At 55.4% G+C, this 14,137-nt stretch carries 3 protein-coding genes; all 3 read right to left on the bottom strand.

The window, feature by feature from the left end:
- Window positions 1-12 precede the first annotated feature (12 nt).
- The 3 genes from VN577_07490 to VN577_07480 all read right to left on the bottom strand — a co-directional run bounded on the left by VN577_07490 (window position 13) and on the right by VN577_07480 (window position 14,035).
- The gene (locus tag VN577_07490) at window positions 13-1,722 is read right to left on the bottom strand and encodes a ShlB/FhaC/HecB family hemolysin secretion/activation protein (protein HWR14656.1); all 1,710 of its coding nucleotides are present in this window, start codon (window positions 1,720-1,722) and stop codon (window positions 13-15) included.
- Window positions 1,719-13,223: a leukotoxin LktA family filamentous adhesin gene (locus tag VN577_07485; protein ID HWR14655.1), complete on the bottom strand. Its 11,505-nt coding sequence runs from the start codon at window positions 13,221-13,223 to the stop codon at window positions 1,719-1,721. Before VN577_07485 ends, VN577_07490 begins: the two co-directional genes overlap by 4 nt.
- Before the next feature lie 296 nt (window positions 13,224-13,519).
- The gene (locus VN577_07480) at window positions 13,520-14,035 is read right to left on the bottom strand and encodes a hypothetical protein (protein HWR14654.1); all 516 of its coding nucleotides are present in this window, start codon (window positions 14,033-14,035) and stop codon (window positions 13,520-13,522) included.
- Window positions 14,036-14,137: the final 102 nt, after the last annotated feature.

The following is a 14,137-nucleotide window of genomic DNA, read 5'->3' as shown; positions in this document are numbered from 1 at the left end:
GCGAATGTCTCCCTACTTATTGCGGTTCCACATCCTCGAGAACGGGTATGTCGTCTGTAAGTAGAAGTTCACTCCGACACTGCTGATGCCATTCCGGTTTTGGAGCGGGAAACCTACATCGACTCTTCCCGTAAGCCGCATCGGCAGGTTGAAGGAAACCCCAAACCCGGCACTCGTAAGTGATGTCATATGATCGTAAATGGAGTCGCTGAACCCTTCGTCGAATACCTTCCCATGATCCACAAACAGAGCTAGCGTCAGTCGCTTCGATAAGTAGGTGCCTAAAAGGTCCTTTTCGCCAACACGCATCGGGATGTTGAATTCGCCTGTGAGGTTCATCCCGTTATTACCAATCAACCTCCCTTCCGGATATCCCCGAACCGTTGCAACGCCGCCAATTTGGAATTGTTCGATAGGAGGCAGAGGGTCCAGTGCATTTGCCTGTCCAGAGGCGCGGAGGATGGTTCGCATGTTGTTTCTAAACGTGAACACCCGTGCAACCGTGCCGTTATAACGAAGGAAGGTATTGCTGCCGCCCAAATCGTGGAATCCGGTGTTGATCATGTTACTGAAGTACCAGAGACCATGATTGTCGAACTTCTGAAAGTCCGCTCCAACTTCGATACTTCTCACGCGCGTGTGTGTAAGAGGATAGCCCTCACTTTGCAGGAGCGATTTCTTCAGATGGGCAGTGGCGAATCCATTCAATGTTGTGGTGCTGTGTGCGACCAACGGACTGGTAAGCCGCAATGTCGCATCAAATGCATGGCCTACGATTCCAACGCTTTCGAGAGGTCCGGAATTTATCTCGATTGTGTTGTAATCGAATCCGCCGCCGATCCTTAATCCGTGCAAGCCCAAGGGGACGCTATAGCTACCGAAACCGGACAGCGTACCGTTTGCTCCCAGGAATCCAACCAAAAGGGGATCACGGTTTCCAAATAGGCTGTTGAAGCGCACCATCGTTCCGCCTCTGTAATTCCCGATGGTGTCGCGTCCGGCGTTGTCGAAAAAGAACGTGACTTCGGCGTCTTCCGGCCCTTCGCCCTGCAAAACGACATTCGCGGTTCCGAACGCGCGCCCCGGTTGAAGCTCCGCATGCAACTTCAAGTCGTTTGTGGCGTTGAAGTACGCCAGCGTGCGTTGAAGTTCATTCACGTCGATCAGTTCGCCAGTCTTGAGCGGAATACGGTTCAATACGTAGGAGTTGTGGGTATGCGTGCCGGTTTGGACGAAGACTTCGCCGATACGCCCTTCCACCAGGCGAACCCTGACCACACCGTCCTGCACAGACTGGGGTGGCAAGACCGCTCTCGCCATCGTGAATCCCTTCTTCGAGTAAAGGTCATTCAGGTCGGCAACCATTCCGTTGAGTTCGGAAATGGATACCTGCCGGCCCTCATACTTTGAGGTCACGCCGCGAATGTCGTCAGAATTCAATATGTCGGATGCGTCTGTGACCACGCGATTCAGCAGCACCATCTCAACCGTAGTGCTCGCCGGAGCCACAGCGCTCGCGTTGAGATTCGTGTTGCCGCTGATAGGGCTTGTCAGCGTGAAGGGGACGGAGATCTTGCTTGTGGATTCATAGTGGTCGAGTACCTGCCTGGAGCCGTGTTGCACGGCGCCGGGCTCGACTCCCAAAGGTACTTGTGAGTACAGCGACACACAAAATAGGACCACCTGAACGATGATGATGGACAGCACGCGCTTCGCTTTCATTGCGCACCTCCTTCCATCGCCGCACTTACAGTTTTGTCCGTCACCGTGGTTTCTGGCGATGCGGGCCTGTTAGCTGGATCCAGCTTCTCCTTAACCAACCGCTCCTGATTAGCGGCTGCAGAGCTCGCCGCCGCCACGCCGGGCTCAATCGGTCTTAGGTTCGGTCCACCGAGGGTGGTCATGATGTCAAAGAATATGGGTTCCATGCTCGTGTGAACGAACCGGCCAATACTCAGGTAATCCGAAAGGATATACACATACTTGCCGGCGTAGAGTTCACCGATCGTAGTGGTGCCGCCGGTGCCAGTTAGGTTGATCTTCAGGATTGTGGGATCTTCCACTGTATCGATGTTCAGTTTGGTTCCGTTCACTACCAACGCAACATTGTCCGGCGCGGACAGCAGTTGGAGGTCAACCGTATCGAAGTCAATCGTCGCGTCGATGTCGCCATCGCTGCTCACGCTGGGCGCGATCATTCGGCCCCTAAGCTGATGCAGGAAGATGCCGTCTGTCGCAAACGTCTCGGTTGAACCGTATGCCGATGTCACCAAGGCTTTCGCGGATTCACCGATGGTGCCTTGGTTGGCATTCAATAGCAGGTTCTGTCCCGACACGTTCGGACTTGTCGCGCTGCCTGCGTTCAGAATGGATCCGTTCGCAACCACCGCCACGTCGCCACTGGTTGCCGCGACAGTATCCAGATTCGCGTCACCGTCCTCTACTCCAAGCGTAATGTCGCCCTCCGCCGAGGTTACCGAATTGGCATTGAGGTCGCCCGATATCTCGACCACATGTATGTCATTGTTGGCCGCTGCTGTTATGGTTCCGGAGGAACCCGCGTCAACATAGATCGGATTCTCCTCGGTGCCGATGCTTCCAGTCTGTCCTTTGAAATTGAGGTTGTTCCCGATCACATCTGCAAGCAGCGAACCATCGATGGCGGAAGGCGTGATCCCACCGCCGCTCAGGATGGAACCATAAGCGTCGAGGACTACGTTTCCGGTGTTCGCAGTGATGATACCGACGATTAAGTCCGCATCCTGCGATGTCAGTGAAACGTTCCCAGCATTTGACCTCACGCTCAGGGCATTCATATTGCCGGTAGTCTCAACGATGTTGATACCGGTAGCGGCCTGGGCCGAAATGCTGCCGCCCTGCGCGGTGTTGAGGTTCAAAGCGGTAGTAGCGGTTCCGATACTGCCAGTGGTCGAGACCAGATCGACTGAATTCGCAGCAATATTGCTGGTCTCGCGATTGTCCGCATTCAGAATCGATCCCGTTCCCCACAAACTCACAAGCCCTGACAAGGCATTGATCGCCCTCACATCAATCTTCCCTGCCTTGACTGTGACCGCTACATCCCCTGCGGTCGACGTAATGCTTGCCACCTTTAAGTCACCGGAAACAGCATTGAGACCAACGTCGTACTTCGCATTGATGGTGGCGCTGCCCCCATTCATTTGCACATTTAGCGGCAGTGCGGTCGAACCCGCCTGGCCGTTCGTAGCGGCAACAGACAAGTCCTTCGTTTGAACGACCTGCGATGTGCCTGCGCGAGTAATATTGCCCAGCGCGTTCGCGATCGAGGTAGTGCCGGTTGGATTGGATATTGTTCCAGTCAGAACAACGTCCGACGCACCCTCGTTCGTGACGTTGACCAATCCCGAACCGTACCCATAGCTAGCCGTGTTGACCGTTCCGAGATTGCCATTCAACGGCGCGGCAACGCCGTTTATCTGAATGCTGCCGTTGGTACGCGTGCCCACATTCAGATCGCCTATGGTCAATGTGCGGGACGATTTGTTGTTGACGGCAATATGACTGTACCCATCCAGTACTTTCATCGTTCCGGCGCCGCCGAGTACTGCATCGCCTGTAACAGCGATGTGTCCACCTGCCTGCTGGATGGAAGTAACATTCACATTTTGCCCGTCAATCGACTCTGCCCAATTGATCTTCGACGGATCCGTCGATCCGTCCGCATTGATCGCGAAGTCAATGTCGGTGAGACCGCTTGTCATGGTCCCGTTAACATTCAGTTGCGTGCCCGACGCAGTCGCAAGATTGATATCGCCGGCTGCGGTGAACTCGTTGTTGAAGTTGAAAACGCCCGTCGCGGGGTGCGAGCTGAGGTCGATTGTGTTTTCAACTTGAGTGGCCAGCAAAACCTGGCCTGAAAGATTGAGGTTCACCTTACCACCGGCGAGAACGGAGTTGATCTCGGCCGCAACCTGCCGGCCCGGAACAGCTTCCGGTAAGGAGACATACTCGGTAGCGATGATGTTCGCGTTTATGTCGCGTCCGGCAAGAGCGGTTAAGGTCGGATTACCCGCCGTGTCGTATTGCGCCGCGGGGTTACCGGACACCAGCCACATGTTCAGAGGCGACGTCGAATTTCCGATGCTGCCATGGTTTGCAGCAAGTGATATGTCGTGGGCCTGCAACGAGCCACTCGCCGTTCCCAGGATGCTTCCGCCGGTGTTCGTTACATCAAGTTCGCCGGATGCATTGGAAATAGTGCCGTTGAAGACGACGTTCGAAGTGCTGTTGTTCTGAACCGTGATTGGAGTCGGCAAGTTCTCAGCGACGAACGTGTAGCGCAGGTTCGAGACATCATTGGCATCTACGTTCAGGTTCGCTTCGCCGCCATTTGTAGATAGTGGGGTGATGGAGTTCACGATCAGGTTGTAGATCGAATTGTTGATCAACGTCACCGACTGGAACGCATTGTTTTGATGAATGTCGAAGTCGCCATCGACAACACCACCCGGCGCGTTCATTGTGACTGCAGCTTTCAGGTTGTTGACGATGTCGCTGACAACAATGTTTCCGGTCCCGTCAGCGGCGGCCGTAAGACTGGTCGCGTTCGTGATATTGCCGTTAGGGTCTACCACCAGGTACGGACTGAAGCTTGTCGGCATCCCCTGGTACAACGTGCCATTCATGTGAATCGCAGGTCCAGTGAAGTAATCTCCCCGTGCCTCAATGATCTGGTCGGAGTGGGTGATCTCCGCAACCCACTTGAATATCCATTTAATGATCTTCCGGACGAAGGGAATCCACCCGAAGATGGCATTAACTACCGACTGGACTTTCGTTAGGACCCAAGTCACTACCGTGGTGCCCTTCGCCTGCGCATCCTTGATGTAGACCTTCGGTGCGTTCGGGTCATCCGATTGCTCAGGCACCTTCGACTCGATCGTCAAACTGGCCGTCCGCAACGTCGCTCCGTCAGCGACGTTCACGCTTGGATCGAAGGTCGTCCAATTCTCGGCTATGCTCGTGAGCTTGCCGGTGAACCCCAGGTTCATGATTTCGGCGTAAGTGGTGCTGTAGGTATGAACTAGGTCCGCGTCGGGATTCAGTATTGCGGAAAGCGTCATGCTGTCAGGGGCTATGAGTTCAGCACCCGATTGAATCGTGACGCTTGGGTTGGCGATTACGTAGACATATGCTTCAGCAGTGGGCGACGTATCTGCAACTGCCGAAGTGTAGCTGTCAGAGTCTGCTTCGACCTGGAGTTTTGTTATCTCTGCACGCACCGTCAGATTTTTGGCGCTAACTGAGCTGGTGCCTTCGATCGAAACCGCCGGTGTATCAACGGACGTCGTTCTGTCCGGAGCACCTGCGTAACTCCTAACCGTTGCTCCGGCAGCTAGGCCGGCGTCGGCCACACCATACACTTTTGCGACAGCACGCTCGGCTACCGTGGCCCGGATCACTGCATTGTCATCTGCGGTGACGTCGCCCGCAATACTCGTTGACGTGCTTCCCGTCACGTATGCCTTGCCGACGGTGGTGTTGTAATCCGCAATACCGTATGCAGATCCCACAACCGTCGGGGTGCTCGCCACGCTAGTTGTATCGGCAGCAATGCTGACGTTATTGCCGCTTACCGATGCTCCTTCGGCAATCGACACGGTGTTCGTGTTGCCAACCGCGGAACTGGCTGATGTGGTACCTGAGAACTTCAACAGATCGATACTCTCAGCGCTCGCGGTCGCAGTCGCCCGTTTCGCGGCTTGTGAGGAAATGGCGAGATCTCCGTCTTCGGCGACAATGGTCGAGTTCTTGCCCACCTTGACGCTGACATTTGGCGTAGCCGATGCAGAACTGCTCGATCCGTCTAGCCCAAGCAGGCTGCCGCCTGACGTCGTCCCTGATGCGCTAACCTGAGCTGTTGGCAATTCGTTGTAGGTCGCCTTGATCTCAACACTTCCACCCGCTCCGAGCTGAGCTGATTCGCCGATGGACGTCGCCAAGATCGATTCAGCTGATGCGGTGGCGTACGATCCTCCCGCTTTTGCGAGAGCAATCTGGAAGCCGTGTGCGTCGGCTTTGGCCGTCTGATTCGCCGCAGAAGTAACCGACAACGAGCCTTGCACATTCACCATGGCCGAGTTCCCGACCGTGGTACTCGTTTCTCCCTTTACCTTGGCGATGGGCACGGCACCCTGAAGAGTCAATGCTCCACCACCAACAGCCCATGCGTCTGAGGTTGCGGTGGTGTTGTCGGTGCTCGTGACCTGGAGAGATTGGACCTCCTTTTCTTCGTCCTGCCCAACCTGAGTATTCGCCTCGATCACAGCTTTAGTGCTGCCTCCGGCATCGATTGTGGCGATAGAGGCTCCTGCGATCGCAAGGCCGATGCCACCCTGAGCGCTTTGCATCCAAAAGTCGCGATACGTATTGGAATCCACCAGCACGCCGTTGGTGCTGCTCAAAGTGCCGCCCAAAGATGCAATGTTGGTGCTGGTGTCGTTCAGTTCGCCATAAGCTGCACCCAATCCGATGACACCCGCCTGCAGCGCAAGTTGGAAGCCGTCGAAGTTTGCAGTTCGACTGGACGTAACACTCACGTTTCCGGTGGCGTTCACATTGCTATTGAGCGTCGCTGCGGTGTTGGTGCCAACGTCAGCCACGTTGACCGCGCCACCCACGCCGCCCACGCCAACAGCGCCCGATCCAGTGGCCATCACCAGCTTCAAGTCGTCCTGTGCCTTGACGTTCAGCGCACCTCCCGTGGTCACATCACCACCGATGATTTGTGCTGTTGTACCGTTTGTCGTAACTGTGGAGGTCAGCTCGGTCGTGACCGGACTGCCCTCTGTCTTTTTACTCACACGACTGGCCGCATCGGCCAAGTGCTCACCTTGCGTGGTTGTGGTGTCGGCCCCAGTTAGCTTCCCGATCAGCACGCTGGTCGTACTGTTTGAGGAGTCCGATGTGATCTGATCGTCTGTAAAGCTCTGTACATCAGAGTAGTTGCCCTTGTTCTCGCCATCGGGGTGGTACGTATCCGACTTCAGTGAATTGGCGTCCACCTGCGAACTGACACCCCAGACGGCAACTGAAGCAGCAAGGCCGACGAGGCCTCCACCAATGCTGAGGTCGTCGCTTTCAATGTCGCGGCTCTGAGTCGCCGTTACACCAACATCTCTGCCGGCATCCACAGTGGCCGACGCAATACTGGCCGATGTGTCGTTTTTGATGCTCCCTACGTCTACGGCACCCGCTATGCCGCCGCCGATGCTCACTCCTAACGAACCATTAAAGGTTCCTATGTCGGAGAGGTTCTCTGCCTGCACCTTGACGTCCTGCTCCGAGGTACTGACGTTCTGGTTTACCTTCGCGTCGGACATGATTGCGGCGCTGGTGTCGGAGTTAACGACTTCGACTGAGACTGCGCCTGCAATGCCGACGTACATACCGGCCGATCCCGCGATAGCGAACGTGCGGAGGTTCTCATACGTATCCGCCCAGACATTCGTGAGGGCATTTGCATCGGTGCTGGCACCGGTGCCAATGTACGCGTCCGTATCTTTATTAATAAGCGAGATTCCAACCGACCCGCCCAGACCTCCAACACCAAGGCCGAGAGATCCGGCACCTGCGAGGATGTCAACATCAGTATCGTCTTGGGCCTTTACTTCAATATTGTTACCAGCCTTCACAGTGGCATCTTTGTCGATGAACGCCTTTGTGATGTTGTCGAGTTTGATCAACGAAACAGAGCCTGCGAGTGTGAACTGACCGCTCCCGGCAATTGCGCCCGCAATCGAGTAGAAGTCCTCCTGGGCGAGCGCTTTAACACTGACATCCTTCTCAGCAGTTACTTTCGCATTCTCACCGATGTTGGCGGTGGTCTTCAGTTCCACAAAGTTCAGGTCTGCCGCCGGCACGATCGCGCCCGTGCCCGAAATGGCAATTCCGCCGGCAACCCCGAAGTGGCCGTAATCGCTGCCGGCGGCTACCAGCACCGACTGTTGGTCATTGGGGGCCACGCTGCCTTTCGTCTGATTAACCTGCGCGTTCTTGCCGATCGTGGCCGTTGTGGTGTCATCCATGATGTTGACGCCTGCTGAGATCGGAACCGCAAAGCTGCCGGACGCCTGTCCGCCGGCAGCAAGCGTAAGCAGGTCATTCGTCGAAGTTGCCGTGACGGCGACACCCTGCACCTGCGTAGTGACAGGTGTTGCCGTGCGATGACCGGTAAAGACCTTGTCTTCGAATACGTCAGTCAGTTTGAGATTGTCTTTATCTACGTCAGATTGCGTCGCGTCAGGTGGCTCGAACGTGCCGACCTCTTTGCTGGCGTAGCTCGGATAACTGAGATTGAACTGCCCATTGTTGGCCGCAACTCCGGCAGCCGTCTCGTCGGGTGAGCCATTCCCTCTGGCATTGATGATCACAGCGCCGGTGGTCGCCGTCGTGTCTTTGTCAATCACAGTAACGGCCCCGGAAGCACCTACGGATGTCGAACCGCTGCCGCCGATGTTGCCGTCGAGGAGGATCAGGTGAGTGTCATCTTGTGCGGAAATCAGAGCGCTGTCTCCGGCGTCCAGATTTGCAGCGCCTACGTACGCTTTCGTTTCATTGGTAAGGACGTAAACCGACGCCGAGACACCCAAACTAAATGACCCCGCTCCGGAGAGAGCCGCAGCGACGGAGAATACCGACTCGTCCGACATTGCTTTGATAACAATGTCGTTCAACGCATTGATCACAGCCGAATCATCGACAGTCGCCTTCGTATGCTTCTCAATGACGCCGACATCTGCACCCGCACCAATACCAGCCTTGCCGCCGCCCGCAGCTCCGCCCGCAACCGAAAGGATGTCGGTGCTGTCAGACGCGAGGATCGCAACCGTCTGGTTCGGATTGGCGTTGCTTGTGTCCTCATTCACCTTTGCGCCGGAGCCAACTGACGCTTCAGTGTTGTCGGTTAGAATGTTGACGACCGCAGAACCGGCCACACCTGCCTTGCCGCCTCCATCCGCGCCGGCAGCAAACGTCTTCAGTGTCTCTTTATTTGAGGCGGACAGCATGACGCCCGAATTGGCATTCGCCGCTGGAGTCTCATTTCCGTCAGCCTCAACCGTGGCCCCACCCTCGATGATGGCTTTACTGGTCAGGTCAATTGTGTTGACCACTGCGGAGACACCGACGCCAGCTTTTTCGCCGCCGCCGATGTTACCTGCGACTTCAAGCATCCAGAGGTCATTCGAGGAAGTTACCAGCAGGTTGTCGGGGGTGCTGACGTTGGATCCTGTGCCGATGATCGACTGCGTGTTGCTGTCGACGTCCCATATAACAGTTGCCCCGCCGATATCGATATCGCTGGCAACGGCCAGGGCAGCCGCAAAGGAATAAATGTCATTCTTGTCCTTTGCCGTGACCTGAACATTCTTGCTTCCTTCCACCTTGGAGTCGTTGATCCGGGCCGTCACCGTGTTATCAAGGTCCTCGATATCAACCCCGGCACCGACTGCAAGCTTTCCGCTCGTAGTTACTGCGCCGGCCACCGTCACGATCAGGTCGCTGTTACTGGCATCCACGGCAAGCGTGCCCGTCGGAGTGACGTCGGATTTGTCGTCGATCGCTGCCGTCGTAATATTGGTAATCGAGTTGTTGTTCACCGACCCTGCAACATTGACGTATTTGCCAGAGAACGAACCTCCAGCCGACACGGCAAAGAACAGGTCCTTCGACTCAGCCTTAACGGCTACATCGACGGCGTGGATGAGTGCGCTGTCCAGGTAAGCCTTGGTGGTGCGCGTTTGGGTGTTCTGGCTGTATGCGCCGGTAAGGCCGCCCGAACTCGTCGTTATCAGCGTGCCGGAGAGCCCCGCAAATAAGGACTCCGTCGCTGCTTTCACATTCAGATTCTTTCGCGCTGTAACATCGGCATCGGAAATATGGGAGTCGACGGTCTGAATCAATGTGTTCAGAACTATGTTCCCGGAGATACCGAACCCATATCCTTTTCCGCCGCCCTCCTTTGCATCCTTCTTATCGGCCTGCGAATCCTCTTTCGTCGCCATGTAGCCGTAAGCCAGACCAAAGAAGCGCTCCTTCGAAATAGCATTCACCAGCACGTTATCTGCCGTAATCGTGCCACCTGCGGTCACGTCGCCGGTCGTGTTACCGATGTAGGCGGTCGTCAGGTCGGTGACCTTATTCACTCCAACCGAAGCACCAAGCCCAAACGTGCTGGCAGAACTCGTGACACCCTGCGCAAACAGACCGTAGTTTTCACTGTGGGCTTCGACGTTCACGTCTGCATTGGCGCCCGGCGCAGATGTCGAAACATCTACGGTTGCTCCCTCCTCAATATGTGCATCCGTGGTGTTGTTCAGGGTGAACTTGCCAAACACGCCAGAGATCCCAATGGATTGTCCTTCAGATCCGGCACTCGCCCAGTTCACAAACAGATTCGAGGAGTTCGCCTTTACGTCGAGCCCGCTTCCAGCGACCTTCGCGCCGTCGGCGATATACGCCTTTACGGTATTGGTGTAGTTCGCTTCGCTGTAGGAGCCACCGATACCGACACTGGTCCCGGAACTGCTGCCAGAACCGCTTCCGGAACCACTGCCGCTTTGATTCTCTTGCTCGGTCTCGGTGCTCACTCCGGCAGAATTGCCTGTGCGTACGTGACCGTTCGCTGTTAGTGCCACCAGTTGCGAATCATTTCTGTACTGCGACTTCTGATTAATGCTGGCGGAGTCGATTGCAGCAGTCGCCTTGTTGTTTATGGTCAGGAATTCGGCGTTGCCTCCGATGCCGAGCCCTCCGCTCGCACTCGCCGCACCGGTGCTCTCAACCTGCGTATTGAGGAAAGTGTCGAAGAAAGTGCTTTTGGTCGCATCCCAGAGCTTGCCCTTCCAGCCTTTCTCGTCCGAACTCACGAGATTCTCGATAAAGTTGGTGAGGATATCCTTACCTAGCTCAAGCGCACGATCCTTATCGAAGTCCCCGCCCAAAGCCAGGTCCATCAGGAAATCGATGTTCGGATTCACTACGTTCGCATCGGCTTTGACTCCGAGATTCCGTCCTGCATCCACCTCGGCGCCACTGCCGATCACGCTTTCCGCCGTGTTCGTATAGTTCGTGATGGCAACAGCTCCGCCAACAGAGAGCGACGCTTCGGACGATTCCGCCTTCGTCTTCACCGTAATCTCTTCGCTTGCCAGGGAGTTCAGATTGAAATCCCCCAGTGCAACAAGGCTTGCACCTGTGCCAATCGAGGCATGCGCTTCGTTGTTGCTGCTGACAATCGTCACAGCTCCGGCCGCAGAGAGCTTTGCTGAAGATTCACCCGCGTCTTGATCGGTCTTCTTGCTGTCAACGGCATCGGAAATCGACTTGTCATTCTTCTGCTGGTCGCCATCTGTAGGATTCTTGTTTTCCTTCACACTGGCTTCCGCGCTTGTCTCAGTCTTATTCGTGCTCGTCGCGCTCACCGTCAGGCTGCCCGTGGTATCGGTTGCACTAGTTGGGGCTTGCGTCGTCGTGACCGACCCGTTTACATACGCATGGCTGGTCGAATCGTAGTCACCAATCGCGACTCCGGCTGCTCCTCCGGCCGTCGTTCCCGAATAGCTTTTCGCATCCACCTTGGTTTTGAATTCGTTTTCGTTCTTTGAAGTGACGATTACAGTCTTGCCCTGCAATGTGGCGCCCGATTCAACGCCAGCCGTGGAGGTCGAAATGCCTTTCCCATAGGCCACAGCGATCGTCGGCCCGGTCTGCGTGCGCTCCTTTTCCGCGAACTTCAGTACCATCCCGGTGATCGGCTGGGCTTCGACTTCGAGCTTGTTTGAAGTTTCAGCATTCAGTGTCAGTGAATTACCGGCCGTAATCTGCGCACCACTGCCGACGTTCACCTTTGCAGTCGCGTCTGTTTTCCCGTAAGAGACGTACACGCCAGCCGCTTTGATTGTTGTCTCTGCGGTGGCCTTCGCCTCGATCTTCGCGTCGTTCGATGCCGTAATGTTTGCTGCGCCAATGTTGATCTCGGCTTTCGCCGGGGAGATCACCGCCGCCGCTAGACCCTCAATAGGAGGCAACAACTGCTTGGCTTCACTGACAACAAATGAAAGTCCTTCCGGAATGATCGTAGGCAGGTTCTTCGACGGATCGTTTGGATCCTCCATATCTTGAGGTTCAAGCGTCGTGGACTTTTCAGTGTCGGAGGCGGCTGTGATGGTTACGTCTTTGCCATTGATTGTCGCAGTGCCGACCGTAATCTTGGTGTCGCTCCTCTGGTTCTGGAAGACGTCGGCAATGCTCATCTCGAAGCTGCTTATGATTCTCTCTTTAGCCTGCAGCAACACGTTGCCGCCGATGTAGCTGGTACCGCCTTGGTTGTTGACACCCGCCAGAAGTGAAGCGCCATCGTTCACATTGATCGTTGGAGCGGAGATCGCAAGGTTCCCCGAATTGCCGGTGGATTGTCCCGAAGCTCCCAGCTTTCGAGTACTGATCGTGCCGCCCGCCTCAATTTTCTCAGTTCCTACGATCTCGATGTTCCCGCCTACAATGCTGAGCCCCGTTCCATCCTGGAGTCCGTTCATGTTCACTACATCGCTGAAATCCGGCTTGGTAACGACGTATACCGCTCCTGAATCGATCGCGCCGGAGTTCGTTACAGTTCCCGCAGCAAGCCTGATATTGCTGAGGGCATTGATCTTTCCGCGTACAACGATCAACCCATCCGAACTGATCGGTACGGTACCGTCCAGTATGGCGGCAGTAGCTTCGTCCGAAGGATCGTCAACGGACCGGAAAAACTGGTCCGTGAAGCTGGCTGTAGGGGTCACAATCACCAGAGACCCGGCATTGATGACACCACTGGTGCCGATGATGACGCCGTATGGGTTAATGAAGAAGACGTTCCCGCCAATTTGGCCGTTCTTGATGGAATTTAGGAGTCCGTCGATGGTGCTCTGGGAATTGATCAGGTTCAACAGGTTGTCCGTGCCCGTGGGCAAGAACAAGTTGACTGTATTACCGGAGGCTACATTGAAGTAGCTGAAGGAGTTAAACGCGTTCGCACCACGAATGGTTTCAGTGGTAACGTCGGTGATGCTTCCCTTTACGTCGACGTTTGTCTTGGTCTTCCCGTCACCAACGATATTTTGCGGGAGCTGCGCAAAGCCGTCTTGGGTTAACAGAAAGGATAGACACAGAATCCAGCACAGAAACGAGCGGACGTTCATACTACGCTCGCAAGCGCAGTCACAAACGCAGCACCCTGCGGGGAACAGGCACGGCGTCCGCGGGCCCAGTTTGATCAGGCCCTGAGCCGGTGCGCTTCGAACCTAGGAGATGGGGTAACCATTGAGGATTGAATCACAGTTCTAACCCAGCCTATGTGAGCTACATCAACCGGGGGTGTGTTAAGTTCCGTTTTGGAACACCTTTGCGGGTTACGTGTAAACCATAAAGGTACGAGATAACATGCATGTTCATGCCGCCGCAGCAGGCGTTTGCTGGCTATAGCAGCCGCGTATTGCTACTGTTTTTTACGGCTATTCTCGTTGGCGTTCGTCTGCTCCAGCCAGAATTTCTTCTCCGATTCAAACGACTTTAACGCCAGGTTCCAGGGAATGTTGTCGAACTCTTGATATTTCATACCGCGGGCCGCCCGCTTGAGCACCCCATCCGGCGTTGTTGCAAACGCCGTAATATCGTTTCCGAGCGTTTCGATCATCAGCACGGTGACCTGTTGCTGCTTTCGGACGAGGCATAATAACTTCGAGCGTTCCGGACCGCTCTGCAAGGCGATCGCCTTCGCCGGAACCATTTCAAAGTAGTTCTGAGCGACGCCCATAATGAAGGCGACGTAGCCGCTCAACATCGTGTCGCTTCCGCGCTGATCAACCGCCTTCACCAATTGATCTAAGGGACGAGATTTCCCGCTGGGCAAGTTGCTCTTTTTCGCAACCTGCGCGCTGCACATCATGGATACGCCGAACAGCAATGACAGCAATGTTACTGACGCGAACATCCATCGAAACGGTTTTCGCATGACAATGCACCATGTCCACTACATGGGGCAGATTGTTTGTGCTGCTCACGACGCTTGTCAATGTCCAAGTTGGGAATCGCAATTACGCGCATCCGTTCGAAG

The organism is Terriglobales bacterium (genome assembly GCA_035561515.1).
In the GTDB taxonomy this organism is placed as follows: Bacteria; Acidobacteriota; Terriglobia; order Terriglobales; family Acidobacteriaceae; genus DATMXP01.
The sequence above is the reverse complement of the archived record's forward strand: the minus strand, read 5'-3'. Positions and strand labels throughout refer to the sequence as shown.

Excerpts from the sequence above, each read along its gene's own strand:
- VN577_07490 (HWR14656.1), bottom strand. The coding sequence starts at position 1,722 with ATGAAAGCGAAGCGCGTGCTGTCCATCATCATCGTTCAGGTGGTCCTA.
- VN577_07480 (HWR14654.1), bottom strand. The coding sequence starts at position 14,035 with ATGCGAAAACCGTTTCGATGGATGTTCGCGTCAGTAACATTGCTGTCA.
- VN577_07485 (HWR14655.1), bottom strand. The coding sequence starts at position 13,223 with ATGAACGTCCGCTCGTTTCTGTGCTGGATTCTGTGTCTATCCTTTCTG.